The following is an 18,643-nucleotide window of genomic DNA, read 5'->3' as shown; positions in this document are numbered from 1 at the left end:
CAAGTCAAAATGCCTGACGCGCCCGGCCAAACGGAATAAGCTGCTGAGATGACACCCTTTGACGATCCAAAAGTTGCCGCCGCATTTGACGCGCTGCCAATTGATGCTCGTGCCGGAGCGCTTGCCCTGCGTGACTTGATCTTTGACACCGCCGCGTCCTCGCCCGACGCGCAGCCTTTGCAGGAATCGCTGCGCTGGGGTCAGCCCGCCTATCTGGCCCCAAAGGGTTCAACAATCCGGATTGGCACGCATAAGGCCGCGCAGTTTGCCCTGTTCGTCCATTGCCAAAGCCGGTTGATGGGTGATTTCACCTCGGCCTTTCCCGAAGAGGATCGGCTGGATGGCAACAGGGCCGTGTTGTTTGACGACCCCGCGCAGATCGACCCGACGCGCCATGGCTGGCTGATTGCGCGGGCGCTGACCTATCACCTCTGACGGCGTTTGCGTTCGACCTTGCGTTTGATCTTGTCTTTCTTGCGCTTGTTGCTAACCGCTTTGCGTCGGGTTGGCCGCCCTTTCGCACCGCGTCCCCGTGGCAGGGCCTGATCGTCAATGGACAACAATTCCAGTTCCAAACCGCCGGTCACAGGCGTCGCCGCGGCAAGACGCACGGTGACACGCTGTCCGATGGCGATGATCAGCCCGGTGTCCGATCCCATCAGCGTCCCTGCCTCACGGTCGAAATGGAAGAATTCGCGCCCGAGTGATCGGACGGGCACCAGACCATCCGCACCGGTTTCGTCCATTTTCACAAAGGCCCCGAACCGGGCGATACCACTGATACGGCCACTGAACTCATTGCCTACGCGCTCGCTGAGATAGGCAGCCAGGTAGCGATCTGTCGTATCCCGTTCGGCCATCATCGAACGCCGCTCGGTGTCCGAAATATGGGTGGCGGTTTCTTCCAGCCTGGCGATTTCATCCTCGGTCAGACCGTCGTCACCCCAACCATGCGCCGTGATCAGCGCCCGATGCACGATCAGGTCAGAATAGCGACGAATGGGCGAGGTGAAATGCGCATAGTTCCGCAGCGCCAGCCCGAAATGCCCGAAGTTTTCCGGGTTGTAATACGCCTGCGCCATCGACCGCAATGTGCTGAGGTTGATCAACTCGGCATCCTCGGTCCCGGCGGCGGCGTTCAACAGCGCATTCAGATGCCGGGTTTGCAGAACCTGGCCCTTGGCCAAATTAAGACCGGCGGCCTGCGCCGTTTCCCGCAGACTTTCCAGTTTCTCAGGCGCGGGCTCTTCATGCACGCGGAACAGCAGCGGGCGGCGCTTGGCAATCAGGGTCTCGGCGGCGGCGACATTGGCGAGGATCATGAACTCCTCGATCAGCTTATGGGCGTCCAACCGGTCGCGGAACGCCACGCTGGTCACTTCGCCCGCGTCGCTGAGGACGATCTTGCGTTCCGGCAGGTCCAGCTCCAGCGGCTGCCGTTCGGCACGCGCCTTCTTCAGGGCCGCATAAGCGGCGTAGAGCGGTTTCAGAACAGTTTCCAACAAAGGTCCGGTGCGGTCATTCGGGTTACCGTCAATGGCGTCCTGCACCTCGGCATAGTGCAGCGAAGCGGCCGAACGCATAAGGCCCCGCACAAACCGGTGTTCGATCTTGTTGCCGTCTGCGTCGATCTGCATCCGTACGGCGATACAGGCGCGCGGAACGCCTTCGTGCAGCGAACACAGATCGCCGGACAGGCGATCCGGCAACATCGGCACCACACGATCCGGGAAATAGCTGGAATTACCACGCTTTCGCGCCTCGCGATCCAGTGCGGTTCCCGGCTGCACATAAGCAGCAACATCCGCGATGGCGACCCAGATCACATGACCGCCGGGGTTTTTCGGGTCCTCATCCGCGTGCGCATAACAGGCGTCGTCATGGTCGCGCGCGTCCGAGGGGTCGATGGTCAGCAGCGGCATGTCCCGCAGGTCTTCGCGCCCTTTCAGGCCGACGGGTTTGGCCTTATCGGCCTCGGCAATCACCTTATCAGGGAAATCGTCGGGGATACCGTGCTGGTGGATCGCGATCAGCGACACCGCCTTGGGTGCCGATGGGTCACCCAGCCGCTCGACGATACGGGCGCGCGGCAGACCCATGCGGTTCTTGGGGCCTGCCTGTTCGGCCTCGACCAGTTCGCCATCCTTGGCGCCCAGTACCGCACCGTCATGCACCAGCCATTCGGTCGAGCCGGTCTTGTCGATGGGGACGATCCGTCCACCTTCGGCGCTTTTGCGGAAGATACCGACGATCCTGCGCGGATTGGTTCCGATACGTCGGATCAAGCGCGCTTCGTAGTTGTGGTCTTCTTCATGTACCACTGTCAGGCGAGCCAGGATACGGTCGCCTTCGCCCAGCGCCGGATCGCTGGCGCGCGCAACGATCAGAACGATGGGTTCAACGCCTTCACCATGCCATTCCAGCGGGCGCGCGAACAGGTCACCATCGGCATTCGGAGCCTTTACTTGCAACACGCTGACCGGCGGCAACCGGTCCGGGTCACGATAGCTGCGCTTGCGCTTTTCCAGATGCCCTTCAGCCTCAAGTTCTTTGAGGATACGCTTCAGATCAATTCGATCTGCACCCTTGATGCCAAAGGCTTTGGCGATATCGCGTTTCGAGGTCAGGGTGGGGTTCGCCGAGATCCAATCGAGGACCTCTTGCTTGGTAGGGATGCGAGTCATAAGTCCGGCGTATCACGGGGATGCGACGGCGTCATGACTAAAAAAGATCAGGGTTTCAGATCGGCAACCGTGTCCACGTCACGCAGATGATCCAGAAAAGCCACCCGCGTTCCGGGGATTGAGACCAGAGTATCGGCCAGTGCGTGTTCCGTGGACCAGCGGACATCGCGGAACAGGTTCGTGGGCATTGCCCCGTAGCGTTGCGCGCCAACCAGCCAGTAGCCCCCGTCCGGCGCAGGCCCGAACACCATTTGCGCCGAGCCCAGCGCCTTGAACGCCCGCGCAATATGCCACCGCGTGATGCCGGGAATATCCGCACCAATTAAACAGATCGGACCTTTTGGCATGTCCCGCAACATCCGGCCCATGCGATCGCCCAGATCACCGTTCCCCTGTGGCGCTCGCAGCAGATCCACCGGCCAGATACGGCTGTTCAGCCCCTCGCGGTCCGGGGAGACCGCCAGGACAATCTGCCAGCGCGGATCACGTAACCGCCGGATCAACGACTGTGTCTGATGCCGAAACCACCAGGCTGCGCCGACCATGCCGATATCGCGACCCAAACGGGTCTTTACCCGCCCCGGGCGCGGTTCCTTGACCATGATGACCAGAGTCCGCTGCATGGATCAGGCGAAATAATCCCGCAGGATGCGCGTGTAGATCGCCTTGAGCTGGTCGATCTGCGCCACCTCGACGCATTCATCCACCTGATGCATCGTGCGACCGACCAGGCCGAATTCGACCACCGGGCAGTGGTTTTTCACAAACCGCGCGTCCGAGGTGCCACCTGTAGTGGACATCTCAGGACGAACACCTGTTTCCGCCTCAACAGCCTGCGCCACCAGATCAGAGAGCGGGCCGGGAGGGGTCAGAAAGCTTTCGCCTGAGATTTTGATTTTGACATCGACCTCGACGTCATATGCCTTAGCCAAACGCTGCGCTTCGGCCCGCAACCAGTCGCTTAGGCTTGCACCCGAGTGCAAATCGTTGAACCGTATATTCACTGCCCCACGGCATTGCGCCGGGATCACATTGGTTGCTGTATTTCCGGTATCGATATTCACAACGGCCAGCGTCGAGGCATCGAAATGATCCGTGCCCTGATCCAACTCATGACTGGCCAGGTCGTGCATCAGCCGCGCCATTGCAGGCAACGGGTTTTTGGCGCGATGCGGATAGGCCGAATGCCCCTGTACACCGGTCACCGTGAACCACGCCGTCATCGAGCCACGACGCCCGATCTTCATCATCTCACCCATCGTGTTCGGGCAGGTCGGTTCGCCGACCAGACAGACCGACATCCGTTCATCGGCGCGGTCCATGTAATCCAGCAACGCGGTCGTGCCGTCCACGGCATCACCTTCTTCATCCCCGGTGATGGCAAGAATGACTGCACCGTCTGGTGGCGTGTCTTGCACGAAATCCACCGCCGCTGCCGCAAAGGCCGCCACGCCGGATTTCATGTCGGTCGTCCCCCGCCCGTACATCACGCCGTCGCGGATTTCCGCCCCAAAGGGCAGCATGGTCCAGGCGGCTTCATCCCCGACCGGAACAACATCGGTATGGCCATTGAACCCAAAGCTGCGCGCATGGCCCTTTTTGCCCCAGCGCGCGAACAGGTTGGCGACACCCCCGCGATCGACCCGCGTGCAATCGAACCCCGCATCCGACAATAACTTTTCCAACAACACCAGCGCGCCACCTTCTTCGGGTGTGACCGATGGGCAACGGATTAGGTCCGCTGTCAATTCTACCGGATCTGTCATGGTGAGACCTCTTTGCTTCATTCGGGCGCTGGTTCGCGCACAGATTCAACGAATTGGGCCGATTGCCAACCCCCGCACGCCCGATTCCACGGGCTTTTTTCTGTTTGTATCGCGCCGATACCCCAATAAAACACGGACCTTGACCCCGCGACCACCTTGCCGCACCCGTCAAAATTGCGTTAGAGCCGCGCCAAACAGGTAAACTGACGATGATACGCGCCCTATTCGCACTGATCTGCCTGACCTTCGCCACGCTTGCAAAACAAGCCCAGGCGCAGACACTGGACGTCACCACCGTGACCCGCCCTCCGTTTTCCTATGTCGAAGACGGGGCACAGACCGGTTTTTCCATGGATCTGCTGGCGGCGCTGGCCCAGTCGCTGGATTGGGACTATTCGGTCAACCGGGTCGAGGCGTTCAGCGACATGCTGGGTGCAGTGCAGGACGGTACCGCCGATCTGGCCATCGCCAACATCTCGATCACCGCGGCGCGCGAAACGCAGATGGATTTCAGCCAGCCGATCTTTGAGGCCGGTTTGCAGATCATGGTCCCGTCCGAGGCCGCACGCCGGCCCTCGCTGCTGCATGCGTTGCTGTCGACCGAATTGTTCATCGCCATTGGCCTGGCCTTTGCCATCCTGTTGGGCGGTGGCATGCTGATGTGGGGGTTCGAGCGCCGCTCGCAGCCCTATTTCGACCGCAAATTGAATGAGGCATGGTTCCCGTCCTTCTGGTGGGCGCTGAACCTGGTGGTCAATGGCGGGTTCGAAGAACGCATGCCGCGCACCCCGTTTGGCCGTGTGCTGGGCGTGGTTCTGGTGGTGTCATCCCTGTTCATCGTGTCGGTTTTTACCGCGCGCATCACCTCGGTCATGACGGTGGATGCGATCAGCGGCAACGTGAATTCGGTCAACGATCTGTATGGCAAACAGGTGGGCACGATTTCGAACTCGACCGCCGCAAATTTCCTGAACCGGCGCGAGATCGAGTTTACCGGATATTCCGGTCTGGATGAGATGCTGACCGCCTTCAAGGACAAAGAGCTGGACGCGGTTGTTTTTGACGCGCCGATCCTGTCTTACTATGCCTCGCACGAAGGACGACGGATCGCATCGGTGACCGGCGGCGTGTTCTTGCGAGAGAATTACGGGATCGCCTTCCCGACGGGATCACCCTTGGTCGAGGACGTCAATCAGGCGCTGCTGTCGCTGCGTGAAGACGGCACCTATGACGAGATATACCGCAAGTGGTTCGGGGTTCGGAACTAACCCTGCTCCTCATCGCCGAAAAACGGCGTCATCTGCGCGACTATGACCGCGTTTTCATCCAATGCCCGCTGCATCAGCGCGCGCTCGTCGGCGTCAATGTCATGGCCCTGTGCTTCTCGCTCGGCCAATGTACCATAGCCGGTGACGTCCAGCGGCGCGGTGTCTGCCTGTTTCAGGATCGCCACGGTCTCGCGCACGGCTTCGGCCTCATCCACGCCACTGGCGAAACACATCAGCGCCGCGCCGGTCGCGCCGTCGGGCAGGCCATCGCCATCCTTGCGGCCGATCTGCACAAGCAGGGTATAGACTTGCTGACGCGAGGGTTTCTTTTGCTTTTCCATGGCGCCTGCATTACGGGCGCAACAAGGCATGGTCAACTGATAGAACGATCCGGCAGCAAGACCTGATTCGATTTGTGGGCAACCGAAATACGTTGCATCAAAGCCAACAGGCTTCCGCCTTCATGCAAAATTGACACACGTTACTAGCAAAAATTTCCCCACTGGATTGACAGGAATATTATTGAGAATCCGCATGGTTGAAATCGGTACAATTTCGCCGACAGCCCGGGTTTATTTGCGCGGAAATTAGCTTACGGCAGCGCCACATCTTTAGGTCGATACGAGGTATGGCATGCGAAATTTAGAATACCCAACACTATTGGTCGCAATTTTTTAACAAAGGAAAGTTCAATGAGTACTTTGTCTAAACTCCTAACTACCGTGGCAAGTGTGTCCGTTCTAGCTCTGGCTCCCGCAGCTTTTGTTGTGACAATCGCATCCACCAACTCTGTGCAAGCTGAAGCCAGCGGCGGCGGCGAAGAAGGTGGCGGTTCCGGCGGCGGCGATGAAGGCGACAGCTCCGGTGGCGGCGATGAAGGCGACAGCTCCGGCGGCGGCGAAGAAGGCGACAGCTCCGGCGGCGGCGAAGAAGGCGACAGCTCCGGTGGCGGCGATGAAGGCGACAGCTCCGGTGGCGGCGATGAAGGCGACAGCTCCGGTGGCGGCGATGAAGGCGACAGCTCCGGTGGCGGCGATGAAGGCGACAGCTCCGGTGGCGGCGATGAAGGCGACAGCTCCGGTGGCGGCGATGAAGGCGACAGTTCCGGTGGTGGCGATGACGGCGACAGTTCCGGTGGTGGCGATGACGGCAGTGAACCCAATGACGGCGGTGAATCCGGCGGTGACGATGGCAGTGAACCCAACGATGGCGATGACGGCAGTGAACCCAATGACGGCGGTGAATCCGGCGGCGGAGACGACGGTGAATCCAACGGCAGTGGCTACACTAGCGGCGAAGAAAATGGCAGCGCAGTCGAACGTCCAGGCGAAGATCGCTAACTAAGCTTATCTGGTGTTGGTCAGATGACGAGAATATAGCTCGCGGACGCCAACAATCAGATCGCTCGATAACCGAGCTTAAACAAATGAAATGCCCGAACGTGGTTCGGGCATTATCTTTTTTCTTACCTGTTAGTCCCGCAACAATTCATTGATCCCGGTTTTCGAGCGGGTCTTTTCATCCACACGTTTCACGATCACAGCGCAGTACAGGCTGATATTGTTCTTTGATGGCATCGATCCGGCAACAACCACCGAATAGGGCGGCACTTCGCCATATGTGACCTCGCCGGTTTCGCGGTCAACAATCTTGGTCGATTTACCGATGAACACACCCATGCCCAGAACTGAGCCTTCGCGCACGATGCAGCCTTCGACCACCTCAGAGCGCGCGCCGATAAAGCAATTGTCTTCGATGATGGTGGGGCCTGCCTGCATCGGTTCCAACACACCACCGATGCCGACGCCGCCCGACAGGTGTACATTCTTGCCGATCTGTGCGCAGGATCCCACGGTGGCCCAGGTGTCGACCATGGTGCCCTCGTCGACATAAGCGCCCAGGTTCACGAAAGACGGCATCAGCACCACGCCGGGCGCGACATAGGCGGATTTGCGAACCACGCAGTTCGGCACGGCGCGGAACCCGGCGGTGCGCCACTGGTCGTCACCCCAACCGGCGAATTTGCTGTCCACTTTGTCCCACCAGCCGCCGGCCTGCGGACCGCCCGACTGAATCTCCATGTCCTTGATGCGGAAGCCCAGCAGAACCGCCTTTTTGGCCCACTGGTTCACATGCCAGTCGCCGCTGTCCATCTTTTCGGCCACACGCAGAGAACCGCTGTCCAGCGCGTTCAGCGTATCTTCGATCGCTTCGCGTTGTTCGCCAGAGGTGGCGGGGGTGATGGTATCGCGTGCCTCCCAGGCGGCTTCGATAGCGGCTTCCAGTTGCGCGTTGGACATTTGGCGGCTCCCTGCAGAATCTGTTCACGTTGGTGTTGCCTATACGCAAGCAGGGGACAGGCCGCAATGCGACGCAGAATGCGCGCTTTGCGGCTGATTGCTGCAGTTTCAGCCTTTCAATGGGTCCGGCGAGAGGTTCCCGCCACAAACCAGCACCGCCACACGCTCATTGGGTTCCGGCTGATAGGCACCAGACAGCAGCGCAGCCAATGCGGTCGCGCCCGCTGGCTCTACCAGAATCCGATGCGTGCGCCACAGAACCTGCTGGGCTTCGGCGATGGCCTCGTCATTGACCAGAACCGATGCCAGCCCCTGCGCCAGTCCGAAACAGATCGACCCGATCCGCCGCGCGCCCAGCGCATTGGCGGCAATACCCGAAACGGTAACATCCACAGGCTCTCCGGCCTGAAGTGCCGCGTTCAGCGCGCTTGAGGTTTCGGGCTCGACCGCCACAACCTTGCGCGCGCCCTGCAACCAGCCCAGTGCGCCTGCAATCAATCCGCCGCCGCCGACGGCAATCAAAACCGTGTCGGCCTGCAGACCCTGCGCCTCCCACTCGGCGAAACAGGTGCCCTGCCCGGCTACGGTTGCGGGCGCGTCATAGGCGTGGATTTGCATCGCACCTGTTGCATCCTCATGCGCTTGCGCCCTGGTCAGCGCGTTAGCGTATTCGCCCGGCACCACGCTCAGATCCGCGCCCGTCCGTTCGATCAGCGCGATCTTGGACGGCCCCGCCATTTCCGGCACGAAAATCTTGGCTGGATAGCCCAAGGCACCCGCTGCATAAGCCGCCGCCGCACCATGATTGCCGCCGGACGCCGCCACGATGCCCGCCTTGGGCACATCCCGGCTGAGCAATGTATTGAACGCCCCACGCGCCTTAAAACTGCCGGTATGTTGCAGATGTTCCAGCTTCATCTCAACTGGATAATCAAGACCCAAAGCCTTGCTTTCCATCACCGGCGTCACCTGCGCATAGCCGTTGATTCGGTCGGCGGCCGCCAATATTTCACTCTTCCAATTCATTCTTGTTCTTCCGTGACTGGCACTCTGCCCGCGAACCCTATAGCTGTTTCAAGAACACGCAAGCAGGGAACCATTACACATGAGAGAAGACCGCCTCAGCCCTTTCCGCGACGCGCAGACCGACCGCTCGACCGCGAGCGAGGTGCCGGACACGCCGCAAACGCGCTCGCCCGCGTATCGCCTTGCCTTTGCCGATGACGATTTCCTGTGCCGCGATGAGCTGCGCCCGGTTCGCCTGCAGCTAGAACTGCTGAAACCCGAGATGCTCATGACCGAGCGTGAGATCACCTCGACCATCGTCATGTTCGGTGGTGCGCGTATTCCCGAGCCGTCGCAGAAACACACCGCCCGGACCCAGACGCTGGCCAACCTGTCGGAGTACTATGACGAGGCCCGCGAATTCGCCCGGCTGATGACCGAGAAATCCAATGAAACCGGCTGCCGCGAGAACGTCATCGTCACCGGCGGTGGCCCCGGCGTGATGGAGGCGGGGAATCGCGGCGCGCAGGATGCGGGCGGCTGTTCCATCGGCCTGAACATCGTGTTGCCGCACGAACAAGCGCCGAACGAATACGTGACCCCCGAGCTCAGCTTCAACTTCCACTATTTCGCCATCCGCAAGATGCACTTCCTGATGCGCGCCCGCGCCATCACCATCTTTCCCGGCGGATTCGGTACCATGGATGAGCTGTTCGAATCCCTGACCTTGATCCAAACCGGTCGGATGGAGCGCGTGCCCTTCCTGCTGTTTGGCCGCGAGTTCTGGGAAAAGGTTATCAACTGGGAGGCGCTGGCCGATGCGGGCACCATCTCGGACGAAGACCTTGATCTGTTCCGGTTTGTCGACACGGCGCAAGAGGCGGTCGAGATCATCGAGAACTGGGAACCCGCCCCGCCCCGCGACGAAATACCGGGACGCTGAGCCATGGCCCCGAAGACCGGAGAGATGCTGCACCTGCGCGGCAATGCCTTGAACGCGGGCGAGCCGGTGACGCTGCCGCTGACCCAAAGCAGTATGTATCATCTGCCGGGCGTGACGGACGGCCTGCCCACATACGGCCGAGTCGACAACCCCACTTGGGAGCATCTGGAACATGTGCTGGCCCATCTTGAAGGTGCGCCCTGCCTGACTTTTCCGTCTGGCATGGGGGCAATTTCAGCCGCATTGTTTGCGACACTAAAGGCCGGGTCGCACCTGCTGATTCCGTCGGATGGGTACTATGTTACGCGCGTGCTGGCCGATCAGTTCCTGTCCGGGCTGGGTGTAACGGTCACCGAACGCCCGACGGCCACCTTTACCGAGGGCGGGTTTGACGGCTTTGATGTGGTCTTTGTCGAAAGCCCCTCAAACCCCGGACTGGACATGCTGGACCTGCCTACTATCGCCACTGCTGTACGTGTAGCGGGCGGGATCACGATTGCTGATAACACGACCCTGACCCCGCTGGGCCAGCGCCCGCTGGATATGGGCATCGACGTGGTTGTGGCCTCGGATACGAAAGCCATGGGTGGGCATTCCGACCTGTTGATGGGCCACGTGGCCAGCCGCAATGCACAGATTATGGAACGGGTAGTAGAATGGCGCCGCGTTTCTGGGGCGATCCCCGGCCCGCATGAGGCTTGGCTGTTGCATCGCGGACTGGAAACGCTGGATGTGCGGTTCGACCGCATGTGTTCCTCGGCGCAGGTGCTGGCCGAACGGTTGGCCGTCCACTCGTCGGTCCGGCAAATCCGCTATCCCGGACTGCCTAGCGATCCATCGCATGCGCTGGCCACGGCACAGACGTCGCGGTTTGGGTTCCTGCTGTCGATCACGCTTGAGACCGAGGCCAAGGCCGAGGCCTTTATCAACGCCTGCCCGATGTTGCGTCCCGCAACCTCCTTTGGTGGCGTCCACAGTTCAGCAGAACGCCGCGCGCGCTGGGGCGACGATGTCGACCCCGCCTTCATCCGCCTGTCTGTCGGCTGTGAACCGGTCGAGGAACTGTGGCAGGCGATTGAAATCAGCCTGAACGCGCTATGATTTTTTCTTGGGCTCACGCAGTTCTGTAAACACATAGATCGGCAGCACTATGCTGGCGATCAGCGCCCCCAGCCAGACCAGAAGCGTGGCCGCCAACAGGTTCGAGATACCTCCAACCGTCAACCCGGCAGTGACAAGATCGGTTATCAGCAAGCCCACAAAGGTAACGATCAGCGCGATGCCGCCTTTCAGCGCGGGTGCTTTTTTCTCGCCCAGCTTCAGGATCAGCGGCTCGGCCACCACCTGCACCAGCGTAAAGACGATCACCACGACGATGAAAGAGATCGGCTTGATCGCAAACCCTGACAGCAGCAGCGTGGCCAGTAGCAACCCGATGGCATTGCCGGCCAGCAGGGCCAAGGCGGATTTGATTCTGCGCGTCATGGGGGTCTCCGTCAGAAAATAATTCGAAACGTGCATATGTTAGCAGACTTTCGGGGTTTTGCGAGCGGTTTCAAAAGCCTCTTCCTTTTGGGTCCTTGAAATCGCATGATAAAACCAACCTGTTCAGCCCGACCCGCGAGAGGTGAGATGAGCGACGATCCCTATTCCGCCCTTGGTGTCGCCAAAGACGCCAGCGCCGCCGAAATCAAAAAGGCTTATCGGCGTATCGCCAAGGAATGCCACCCGGATCTAAAGCCCGGCGATGCCGAGGCCGAAGCCAAGTTTAAGGCGGCAGCCGCCGCTTACGACTTGCTCAAAGACCCCGAAAAGCGGGCGCAATTCGACAATGGTGAGATTGACGCCTCGGGTCAGGAACGCCCGCAGCAGCATTATTATCGCGACTACGCTGAGGCCGCCGGGAACCCTTATCGGGGACAGGCTGCAGACCCCGATGACATGTCGGACATCTTTGCCGAGTTCATGCGGGGCCGTGGCGGATACGGCCAGCGCACCCATGAATTCCACGCGCCGGGGCACAATCGAGGCTACAGCCTGCAGATCAGTTTTCTGGATGCGGTTTTTGGGGCCAGCCAGAAACTTACCCTGCCCGATGGCGACCGGATCGAGGTCAAGATTCCCGCTGGCATCACCGACGGCCAAACCATCCGCCTGCGCGGCAAAGGCGACCCGGGCTTTGGCGACGGGCCGCCGGGTGATGCTCTAGTGACCGTCTCGGTTGCCAAACACCCCGTCTTCGATCGTCAGGGCGACGACATACATATCACTCTGCCGATCACGATTGATGAGGCTATTCTGGGCGGCAAGGTCCCTGCACCCACCATCGACGGTGGCGTTAATGTCAGCGTTCCTGCGGGCACCAGCAGCGGCAAGACACTGCGCCTGCGCGGCAAAGGGGTCAAGAAACGCGGCTCAACCGAGCGCGGCGATCAGCTGATCGAACTGACCATCGCGATGCCCGGACAGATCGACGAAGACCTAAAGCAATTCATGGAGACATGGCGCGAGAGCCACAGTTATGATCCGCGTAAAGGAATGCCGTCATGACCCGCACTCTGACCGAAGAGCAGCTGATCGCAACCGTCACCCGCCTGACCTCGACCCGGTTGACCGAATACTTGGCCGCCGAGATCGTGATCCCCGAACAAACCGATAAGGGCTTGGTCTATCACAGCCTCGACGTCGCCCGTCTGGAACTGGCCTGCGAATTGCATGAGCAATACGAGATGGAACCCGACGCGCTGTCGATGATGATTTCGCTGATCGACCAGATGCACGGCCTGCGCGCAGAACTGCGCGAGGTGCTGAACGCGGTTGAAGCGCAGCCCGAACCCGTGCGTCAGACCCTGATCGAGGTGATCGGAGCCGCCCGCCTCAAGCGCAGTTGATCAATTGTCGACGACGTATTCTTCGGGCACGAAAAAGGTGTAGTCCCGGTCGGCCACCGCCTCGTGGCAATCATGGCAATAGGCGACCGAATTTGCGCGCGCACCCATCGTGTCCCCGAACAGCGATCCGTCCGGCATCACCATGATATAACGCCAGTCACCCGTGTCGGGGCTTTCGCCTTGGGCCAGCTTTTCCATTACGAACAAAGCGCCGGGATGGATATTGCCTTCATCCGTGACGGTCACGCTGTCCTTGGCCAAAACCGAGCCTTTGGGCAGCTTTTCCCCCTCGGCCAGCGTTCCGTAGTTATGAGCCATGCGATTAGCATAGCTGTTCACATACCGCTGACCATGGGTGGCCGAGATATAGGGCGCATCGTTGAACAATGGCCAGTTCTGATAATTCAGGAGCAAATCCAGCTGTGCAGCGCCATAACCCCGCGCCATGCGCCGCTGCAGGGATTCATAGATGCGCAATGCTTCCCCCTTGGACAAATCCGCTGGATTCTCGATGGCAATATGCGCGTCCTCACCAGTTGATTGCGCAAACCCGTCGGTTGCGGACAACCCCGAAATTGACAGCACTGTCAGTGAGATTGAAAACACACGTTTAAATCGTAAAAACATATGGATGGCCTACCTGTTTCTTAAGGTTCGCCTGAACGCCGCCTATCATGTTTGAAATAAGATAGCGGCCCTGAACAAACGCGCCACGGCCAGACCACGGCTTTCACCGCTTTGTGCGCAAGAGTGACATGCGCCGATCCAGCCCCGACGCTTAAAACATACCAAATTTCGAATGCAAAGAACAGCAAGGCGAGAATTTATTTATTGTCGACCACTTGGCGACAATAACACGCCTCAGCTTTTCACCCCGGCTTCGGCCTCGATCTGTTTGCGCGATTTTCGGGCGCGTTCCGTGGCCGATTTCAATTGACCACAAGCCGCCATGATATCCTCGCCCCGCGTCTTGCGGATGGGTGAGGCGTAACCCGCCTGGTAAATGATATTCGCAAAGGCCCGGATGCGATTGTTCGAGCTGCGCTTGTACGGTGCGCCCGGCCATTCATTGAACGGGATCAGGTTGATCTTGGCCGGGATGTTATGACGCTTGATATGGTCGATCAGGCGATGCGCATCCTCGTCTCTGTCGTTCACGCCATCCAGCATCACATATTCAAAGGTGATCCGTTCGGAATTCGATGCGTTCGGATAGCTGGCCAGCGCACCCAGCAGTTCCTCGATATTCCAGCGCTTGTTGATCGGCACCAACACGTCACGGGTTTCATCCGTGGTGGCATGGAACGAGATCGCCAGCAGACAACCGATTTCCTCAGCCGTGCGCGCGATTTCAGGCACAACACCCGAGGTCGACAGGGTGATGCGGCGGCGCGACAGGGAAATCCCCTCGGGATCCATGGCGATCTTCATCGCGTCGCGGACGTTTTCGAAATTATACAGCGGCTCACCCATGCCCATCAGAACGATGTTCGACAGCAGGCGTGTTTCGTCTTTAGGCGCGCCGGGAACCGGCCATTCCTCAAGATCGTCGCGCGCCATCATGACCTGACCGACAATCTCGGCCGCGGTCAGGTTGCGCACCAGTTTCTGCGTGCCGGTGTGGCAGAAGGAACAGGTCAGCGTGCAACCCACCTGAGATGAAATGCACAGCGTGCCGCGATCTTCTTCGGGGATGTACACGACCTCAACCTCGTGCCCGCCCGCGATGCGGCATAGGTATTTGCGGGTGCCGTCCTCGGACACCTGACGCGTTACAACCTCAGGGATTTCGATCACGAAGTTTTCGGCCAGTTGTGCGCGATAGGCCTTGGCCAGATTGGTCATCTCGGCAAAGTCGCGCACACCCCATTGATAAATCCACTGCCAGATCTGACCGGTGCGCATCTTGGCCTGCTTTTCCGGTGTGCCATGTTCGATCAAAACCTCACGCAGCTGGGCGCGGGTCAGGCCGACAAGGTTAATCTTCCCCTCGGGCAATTTGCGGGGGATGGTCATGACATCTTGAGTGATCGGCGCTTTGGGCGACATGTGGTTATCTCAACGGATTCTGGCTTGGGATGCGCCTCTATATAGGATCGCTGGCAAAGATCAAAAGGAATCGTATCAATCAATTCGCAAAGCGCAGCAACTCGTCCACACGCGCGCGTCCCAGATCGACCCGGCACGCGGTGATGGCGATGCCAGTACCGGACCCTCCGCCATAGGAAGCGCCCACCGCTTCGCACTGCGCATCGCGGTAGCTTGCCCAGGCTGATTGCGAAGCTTCCAAGGCGGGCTGCGCCACCACCCGCTCGGTGATCTCGTCCAACTCTTTGGCCGATTGCATGGCAAATCCGTAGCTCTCCTCCAGCGCCAGACTGACCCGATCTTCCATCTCGCCAACACACGCCCCAATTTCCACCTGAGAACTTGCGTCTGAACATTCCAACGTTGGGTCTGCCAGTGCCGCAGAGGAAAACAACAATGTGATCAATACATACCGCATAACTCGCTCCTGCCAGAGGTTCCCACTGCCGACGGTAGCACGCGAACTACTGCGCCCCAAATACAGATTGGCCGCACCGTCAACGCCGATGCGGCCGAAATCAATGCTATCAGGTAAGCCGCTTCAGATGCCCGCTGGCAGGATATCGCAATCTGCTGCATCCAAAGTTTTTACCGGATCCTCTGGCCCACATTGCTCACCGGATACGGGGTAGGTTTCAGAATCTTTTTCACACGCGCTCAACAACACGGCGACTGCCATCATCAGCGCAACAATAGGCTTATTCAGCATTCGTAAGCTCCTTCTATTCAGCTGAACTAATTAGTTCAAAAATGTCGGAGGCTCGCTTTGATACGGATCAAACTTGCAGACAGACGTGGCGTAAAGCCGACACTTGGCGCTTCAAAAAAAGAAAACCCCGCCAAATGACGGGGTCTCGCGTGTCTTCAGATACGTATCAGTTTGTGCAGCGTTTCTCGGCGTCTTCGATCGCTGCCGTGAAACCCAGCAACGAGAATGTGTCCTTGGTCTGCGTCCCACGCTCGGACCGGGCGGTCAGAACAGCCTCAGTGCCCCGCTTCATCGCTGCAACCACCTTGAGGTCTTCGCCTTCGGTTGCAGGCCAGGCCCATTCGCCTTCGGTGATCAGTTCAAACTCGGTCCCGTCGATTTCAAGATTGACGGTTGAGCCTGCCGCGAACGGATAGCCGCCGGTAAAGGTCACTTGCCCCTTCACCTCGGCGTTGGGACGATAGAACACGAACAGCAGGATATCGCTGCGGCGGACCGAGACCACCCGGCCACCGCGTGTGTTGACGGTTTCCTTGGGTGCAGACACGCTCCAGCATTCGGTGGGATCGTCTTCGACGAACACGCTCCAATCGGTTTTGGCTGCCACACGGTTGGTGCTTGACGCCTGCTGAGCGGTTGCCGTAGTGGCCATCCCTGCCATGCACAGGCCCGCGATTACACGGACGAGTTTCAATCCCATCTGTCCAGCCTCCTAGCTCGACCTATTACCTCATACCCATCGGAAAAGCCTGCGCACCCTGCCGGTTCGTCTGTAAGTTGCGTATTCCGATGATTGTCGACATACACACACTAACGCAGGTTTCGCCACAGGCGAAAGGGCGATTGGCAGAATTTTGCGCATATTACGGAGAGGCCTGATGACGCAGCCGGTACCAATGACAGAACTATGGCGCGGTCCCTTGTTGGAAAGCCTGCATCTGGGCCACGCGGTGATCTGCGATGACAGTGGCCAGATCGTACAATGCTGGGGTGATCCAAATGCGATTATCTACCCCCGCTCTTCGGCCAAGATGATCCAAGGTCTGCCGCTGATCACCTCAGGCGCCGCGGCGAAATATGGGCTGAACAGCGAGCATCTGGCACTGGCTTGCGCCTCACACAGCGGCGCGCATATCCACACTGACCGTGTGACCGCCTGGTTGGACCATCTGAACCTGTCCGAACATGATCTGCGCTGCGGCCCGCAAGAGCCGCAGGATATGGCCGCGCGCGACGGATTGATTCTGGCCGACGACACGCCTTGCCAGATTCACAATAACTGCTCGGGCAAGCATTGCGGGTTCCTGACCGTGGCCCAGCATATGGGGGCCGGGCCGGAGTATCTGGAAATCGACCACCCAGTTCAGCAGGCCTGTCTGTCAGCCATCGAAGAAACAACCGGTGAGGCCAGCCCCGCCTATGGGATAGACGGATGTTCAGCGCCGAACTTTGCCACCTCGCTGGTGGGGTTGGCGCGATCGATGGCGTGGTTTGCCTCGGCCGCCGACCGGTCGGACCGGGCCAGCGACGCGGCGCAGCAATTGACCGCTGCGATGATCAAGCATCCCGAACTGGTTGCCGGCGAAAGCCGCGCCTGTACCGAACTGATGCGCGCGATGGAGGGCCGCGCCGCGATCAAGACCGGGGCCGAAGCTGTTTTCATCGCCATCATTCCGGAAAAACGCATGGGCGTGGCACTGAAGATCACAGACGGCACCACGCGTGCCGCTGAATGTGCCATCGCATCCATTCTGGTCCATCTGGGTGTGCTGGAGGCCGAACACCCGGCCACCCGCAAATTCATGAACGCCATTCAGTACAGCCGCCGCGGGCTGGAATGCGGCATCATCAAGCCTGCGCCGGGTTTCCCCGGCTAAGGCGATCACATCTCGATCGGATGAATCTCGGCCACTTCGACCGAGCCTGATCCGTTGACGACCATGGGGCAGCCCTTGGCCATCTCGTTGGCGGCGTCGATGCTGTCGGCCCTGATGACCGTGAACCCCGAGGCCGGGTTGGCACCGCCATTGTCGACGACACCGCTGTTGCTGACGGTATAGGACTGGCCCACCGGGTTGCCGGGGATGTCCAGCGCATCGCCCAAATTCTGGAACCATGCGCCCCAGGCGGCCATGGTCGCTTCGATTTCGGCGGGGTCGGTTGGGGTGTGACCACCGTGATAGACAAACAAGAACTGAGGCATTTCTCTTCCTCCCTAATGAAAATCTTAAAACTGAGCTTCCAGCTTGCGCAGTGACGAAGTCCAACCCTGATTGTGGTTGGCCGCGACCTCGGCATCGGCCAATTCGCGGTGATCAAGAACCAGCTTTGCACCAGCTTCCGTCGCTGTGACCGTCAGCGTCACGTGGCTTTCCGCTCCGCGCTGATCCTGATCGTCATGCCAGGCCCAGGTGAACCCCACTGAATTCGGCGGATCAACATGGGTCACCTGCCCGGATACTTTGTATCGCTGCCCTTCAGCATTCACCATGACCGAGTGCCACGGCCCAAGGCGTGAAAAATCCAAATCATGTTCGGGCACATGCATCCCTTCGGGGCCCCACCACTGCAACAGCTTTGCACCATCGCTGATCCAGGCAAACAGGTTTTCCTGGGATGTGGGAAACGCGCGTTCCAATTTCAGGTCGGCCATGAATTCTCCCTTTCAATCAAATCGTTCAATCGGTCGAGGCTGCTTTCCCAGAATTGCCGTTTCGAGATGGTCCATTCCGCGATGGTCCGCAGCCCCTCGGGCTGGATGGAATACATGCGTTGACTGCCCTGCACCCGTTGCTGCACCAGCCCGGCGGCGCGCAACACCTTCAGATGGCGCGAGATCGCGGCCCCGGACATGCCGCGACCTTCGATCAGGTCACCAGCGGGCAGTTCACCGTCTTGCATTAACTGCTCGACGATCGAGAATCGGGTGGCATCGGACAATGCCGAAAATGCGGTCAGAAGCGTGTTCATGACCATTGTTTAACATTTT

The 18,643-nt window shown here is 59.6% G+C and carries 23 protein-coding genes; 8 read left to right on the top strand and 15 right to left on the bottom strand.

All coding sequences use genetic code 11. From position 1 onward, the window contains the following. The first annotated feature begins 48 nt into the window (after positions 1-48). A complete protein-coding gene (locus tag GOX21_RS14820) occupies positions 49-435 on the top strand; it encodes a DUF1801 domain-containing protein (RefSeq protein ID WP_170378217.1) in 387 nt (128 codons plus the stop codon). On the opposite strand, the gene rnr is transcribed toward GOX21_RS14820, so the two are convergent. Genes rnr through dapE form a run of 3 tightly spaced genes read right to left on the bottom strand, consistent with a single transcriptional unit; the run spans position 426 to position 4,450 of the window. Next, positions 426-2,684, bottom strand: coding sequence for a ribonuclease R (gene rnr, locus GOX21_RS14815; RefSeq protein ID WP_170378215.1), 2,259 nt, complete (start codon positions 2,682-2,684; stop codon positions 426-428). The two genes, GOX21_RS14820 and rnr, sit on opposite strands and share 10 nt — an antisense overlap. 47 nt (positions 2,685-2,731) lie before the next feature. Beyond that, positions 2,732-3,307, bottom strand: a complete 576-nt coding sequence (locus GOX21_RS14810; RefSeq protein WP_170378213.1) for a TIGR04282 family arsenosugar biosynthesis glycosyltransferase — start codon at positions 3,305-3,307, stop codon at positions 2,732-2,734. 3 nt (positions 3,308-3,310) lie between these two features. Then, entirely contained in the window at positions 3,311-4,450 is a 1,140-nt protein-coding gene (gene dapE, locus GOX21_RS14805) for a succinyl-diaminopimelate desuccinylase (RefSeq protein WP_170378211.1), read from the bottom strand. A gap of 209 nt (positions 4,451-4,659) precedes the next feature. Between dapE and GOX21_RS14800 the strand changes: the two genes are divergently transcribed. Then, positions 4,660-5,718, top strand: coding sequence for a transporter substrate-binding domain-containing protein (locus tag GOX21_RS14800; protein ID WP_170378209.1), 1,059 nt, complete (start codon positions 4,660-4,662; stop codon positions 5,716-5,718). Here GOX21_RS14800 and GOX21_RS14795 read toward each other — a convergent pair. Then, on the bottom strand, positions 5,715-6,059 hold the full coding sequence (locus GOX21_RS14795) for a hypothetical protein (protein ID WP_170351102.1): 345 nt from the start codon (positions 6,057-6,059) through the stop codon (positions 5,715-5,717). The two genes, GOX21_RS14800 and GOX21_RS14795, sit on opposite strands and share 4 nt — an antisense overlap. 351 nt (positions 6,060-6,410) lie before the next feature. On the opposite strand from GOX21_RS14795, the gene GOX21_RS14790 reads away from it, so the two are divergent. Then, complete coding sequence (locus GOX21_RS14790; protein WP_170378207.1) at positions 6,411-7,058, top strand: hypothetical protein; 648 nt, start codon at positions 6,411-6,413, stop codon at positions 7,056-7,058. 132 nt (positions 7,059-7,190) lie between these two features. On the opposite strand, the gene dapD is transcribed toward GOX21_RS14790, so the two are convergent. Together dapD and GOX21_RS14780 are read right to left on the bottom strand one after the other, a co-directional pair. Further along, complete coding sequence (gene dapD / locus GOX21_RS14785; protein WP_170378205.1) at positions 7,191-8,018, bottom strand: 2,3,4,5-tetrahydropyridine-2,6-dicarboxylate N-succinyltransferase; 828 nt, start codon at positions 8,016-8,018, stop codon at positions 7,191-7,193. A 108-nt stretch (positions 8,019-8,126) separates the two neighbouring features. Further along, entirely contained in the window at positions 8,127-9,044 is a 918-nt protein-coding gene (locus GOX21_RS14780) for a serine/threonine dehydratase (RefSeq protein ID WP_170378203.1), read from the bottom strand. 79 nt (positions 9,045-9,123) lie between these two features. On the opposite strand from GOX21_RS14780, the gene GOX21_RS14775 reads away from it, so the two are divergent. Together GOX21_RS14775 and GOX21_RS14770 are read left to right on the top strand one after the other, a co-directional pair. Then, positions 9,124-9,966 carry a TIGR00730 family Rossman fold protein gene (locus tag GOX21_RS14775; protein ID WP_170351106.1) on the top strand — a complete coding sequence of 281 codons (843 nt, stop codon included), beginning with the start codon at positions 9,124-9,126 and terminating at the stop codon, positions 9,964-9,966. Positions 9,967-9,969: 3 nt separating this feature from the next. Beyond that, positions 9,970-11,067, top strand: a complete 1,098-nt coding sequence (locus GOX21_RS14770; RefSeq protein ID WP_170378201.1) for a cystathionine gamma-lyase — start codon at positions 9,970-9,972, stop codon at positions 11,065-11,067. Here the strand turns inward: GOX21_RS14770 and GOX21_RS14765 are convergent. Next, positions 11,062-11,451 (bottom strand): hypothetical protein, encoded by a 390-nt coding sequence (locus GOX21_RS14765; protein WP_170378199.1) that lies wholly within the window; start codon positions 11,449-11,451, stop codon positions 11,062-11,064. The genes GOX21_RS14770 and GOX21_RS14765 overlap by 6 nt on opposite strands. 147 nt (positions 11,452-11,598) lie before the next feature. On the opposite strand from GOX21_RS14765, the gene GOX21_RS14760 reads away from it, so the two are divergent. Together GOX21_RS14760 and GOX21_RS14755 are read left to right on the top strand one after the other, a co-directional pair. Next, on the top strand, positions 11,599-12,516 hold the full coding sequence (locus tag GOX21_RS14760) for a DnaJ C-terminal domain-containing protein (RefSeq protein WP_170351109.1): 918 nt from the start codon (positions 11,599-11,601) through the stop codon (positions 12,514-12,516). After that, on the top strand, positions 12,513-12,857 hold the full coding sequence (locus tag GOX21_RS14755) for a hypothetical protein (protein WP_170378197.1): 345 nt from the start codon (positions 12,513-12,515) through the stop codon (positions 12,855-12,857). Before GOX21_RS14760 ends, GOX21_RS14755 begins: the two co-directional genes overlap by 4 nt. On the opposite strand, the gene GOX21_RS14750 is transcribed toward GOX21_RS14755, so the two are convergent. From GOX21_RS14750 to GOX21_RS14730, 5 genes are all read right to left on the bottom strand, one after another. Beyond that, positions 12,858-13,484: a cytochrome P460 family protein gene (locus tag GOX21_RS14750; protein WP_170378195.1), complete on the bottom strand. Its 627-nt coding sequence runs from the start codon at positions 13,482-13,484 to the stop codon at positions 12,858-12,860. Between the two features lie 234 nt (positions 13,485-13,718). Then, positions 13,719-14,906: a 23S rRNA (adenine(2503)-C(2))-methyltransferase RlmN gene (rlmN, locus tag GOX21_RS14745; RefSeq protein WP_170378193.1), complete on the bottom strand. Its 1,188-nt coding sequence runs from the start codon at positions 14,904-14,906 to the stop codon at positions 13,719-13,721. Between the two features lie 79 nt (positions 14,907-14,985). Continuing rightward, complete coding sequence (locus GOX21_RS14740) at positions 14,986-15,363, bottom strand: lysozyme inhibitor LprI family protein (RefSeq protein WP_170351113.1); 378 nt, start codon at positions 15,361-15,363, stop codon at positions 14,986-14,988. Positions 15,364-15,486: 123 nt separating this feature from the next. Beyond that, a complete protein-coding gene (locus GOX21_RS14735; RefSeq protein WP_170351114.1) occupies positions 15,487-15,654 on the bottom strand; it encodes a hypothetical protein in 168 nt (55 codons plus the stop codon). Between the two features lie 166 nt (positions 15,655-15,820). After that, on the bottom strand, positions 15,821-16,354 hold the full coding sequence (locus GOX21_RS14730) for an invasion associated locus B family protein (RefSeq protein WP_170351115.1): 534 nt from the start codon (positions 16,352-16,354) through the stop codon (positions 15,821-15,823). Between the two features lie 178 nt (positions 16,355-16,532). On the opposite strand from GOX21_RS14730, the gene GOX21_RS14725 reads away from it, so the two are divergent. Further along, on the top strand, positions 16,533-17,531 hold the full coding sequence (locus GOX21_RS14725; RefSeq protein WP_170378191.1) for an asparaginase: 999 nt from the start codon (positions 16,533-16,535) through the stop codon (positions 17,529-17,531). Between the two features lie 5 nt (positions 17,532-17,536). On the opposite strand, the gene GOX21_RS14720 is transcribed toward GOX21_RS14725, so the two are convergent. From GOX21_RS14720 to GOX21_RS14710, 3 genes are read right to left on the bottom strand one after another with little or no spacing between them, the layout of a single operon-like run. Beyond that, positions 17,537-17,857, bottom strand: a complete 321-nt coding sequence (locus tag GOX21_RS14720) for a YciI family protein (protein WP_170378189.1) — start codon at positions 17,855-17,857, stop codon at positions 17,537-17,539. Between the two features lie 24 nt (positions 17,858-17,881). Next, a complete protein-coding gene (locus GOX21_RS14715) occupies positions 17,882-18,307 on the bottom strand; it encodes an SRPBCC family protein (protein ID WP_170351118.1) in 426 nt (141 codons plus the stop codon). Continuing rightward, positions 18,295-18,624 (bottom strand): ArsR/SmtB family transcription factor, encoded by a 330-nt coding sequence (locus GOX21_RS14710; protein WP_170362806.1) that lies wholly within the window; start codon positions 18,622-18,624, stop codon positions 18,295-18,297. Before GOX21_RS14710 ends, GOX21_RS14715 begins: the two co-directional genes overlap by 13 nt. Positions 18,625-18,643: the final 19 nt, after the last annotated feature.

This window comes from Ruegeria atlantica (assembly GCF_013032005.1).
GTDB lineage: Bacteria > Pseudomonadota > Alphaproteobacteria > Rhodobacterales > Rhodobacteraceae > Ruegeria > Ruegeria atlantica_A.
This window is presented reverse-complemented; position numbering and strand designations above follow the sequence as displayed.

Coding starts and splice junctions, on each gene's coding strand:
- dapD (WP_170378205.1), bottom strand. CDS start 8,018: ATGTCCAACGCGCAACTGGAAGCCGCTATCGAAGCCGCCTGGGAGGCA.
- GOX21_RS14750 (WP_170378195.1), bottom strand. CDS start 13,484: ATGTTTTTACGATTTAAACGTGTGTTTTCAATCTCACTGACAGTGCTG.
- GOX21_RS14765 (WP_170378199.1), bottom strand. CDS start 11,451: ATGACGCGCAGAATCAAATCCGCCTTGGCCCTGCTGGCCGGCAATGCC.
- GOX21_RS14760 (WP_170351109.1), top strand. CDS start 11,599: ATGAGCGACGATCCCTATTCCGCCCTTGGTGTCGCCAAAGACGCCAGC.
- GOX21_RS14780 (WP_170378203.1), bottom strand. CDS start 9,044: ATGAATTGGAAGAGTGAAATATTGGCGGCCGCCGACCGAATCAACGGC.
- GOX21_RS14715 (WP_170351118.1), bottom strand. CDS start 18,307: ATGGCCGACCTGAAATTGGAACGCGCGTTTCCCACATCCCAGGAAAAC.
- rnr (WP_170378215.1), bottom strand. CDS start 2,684: ATGACTCGCATCCCTACCAAGCAAGAGGTCCTCGATTGGATCTCGGCG.
- GOX21_RS14820 (WP_170378217.1), top strand. CDS start 49: ATGACACCCTTTGACGATCCAAAAGTTGCCGCCGCATTTGACGCGCTG.
- GOX21_RS14795 (WP_170351102.1), bottom strand. CDS start 6,059: ATGGAAAAGCAAAAGAAACCCTCGCGTCAGCAAGTCTATACCCTGCTT.
- GOX21_RS14710 (WP_170362806.1), bottom strand. CDS start 18,624: ATGAACACGCTTCTGACCGCATTTTCGGCATTGTCCGATGCCACCCGA.
- dapE (WP_170378211.1), bottom strand. CDS start 4,450: ATGACAGATCCGGTAGAATTGACAGCGGACCTAATCCGTTGCCCATCG.
- GOX21_RS14800 (WP_170378209.1), top strand. CDS start 4,660: ATGATACGCGCCCTATTCGCACTGATCTGCCTGACCTTCGCCACGCTT.
- GOX21_RS14735 (WP_170351114.1), bottom strand. CDS start 15,654: ATGCTGAATAAGCCTATTGTTGCGCTGATGATGGCAGTCGCCGTGTTG.
- GOX21_RS14725 (WP_170378191.1), top strand. CDS start 16,533: ATGACGCAGCCGGTACCAATGACAGAACTATGGCGCGGTCCCTTGTTG.
- GOX21_RS14810 (WP_170378213.1), bottom strand. CDS start 3,307: ATGCAGCGGACTCTGGTCATCATGGTCAAGGAACCGCGCCCGGGGCGG.
- GOX21_RS14720 (WP_170378189.1), bottom strand. CDS start 17,857: ATGCCTCAGTTCTTGTTTGTCTATCACGGTGGTCACACCCCAACCGAC.
- rlmN (WP_170378193.1), bottom strand. CDS start 14,906: ATGTCGCCCAAAGCGCCGATCACTCAAGATGTCATGACCATCCCCCGC.
- GOX21_RS14755 (WP_170378197.1), top strand. CDS start 12,513: ATGACCCGCACTCTGACCGAAGAGCAGCTGATCGCAACCGTCACCCGC.
- GOX21_RS14790 (WP_170378207.1), top strand. CDS start 6,411: ATGAGTACTTTGTCTAAACTCCTAACTACCGTGGCAAGTGTGTCCGTT.
- GOX21_RS14740 (WP_170351113.1), bottom strand. CDS start 15,363: ATGCGGTATGTATTGATCACATTGTTGTTTTCCTCTGCGGCACTGGCA.
- GOX21_RS14730 (WP_170351115.1), bottom strand. CDS start 16,354: ATGGGATTGAAACTCGTCCGTGTAATCGCGGGCCTGTGCATGGCAGGG.
- GOX21_RS14775 (WP_170351106.1), top strand. CDS start 9,124: ATGAGAGAAGACCGCCTCAGCCCTTTCCGCGACGCGCAGACCGACCGC.
- GOX21_RS14770 (WP_170378201.1), top strand. CDS start 9,970: ATGGCCCCGAAGACCGGAGAGATGCTGCACCTGCGCGGCAATGCCTTG.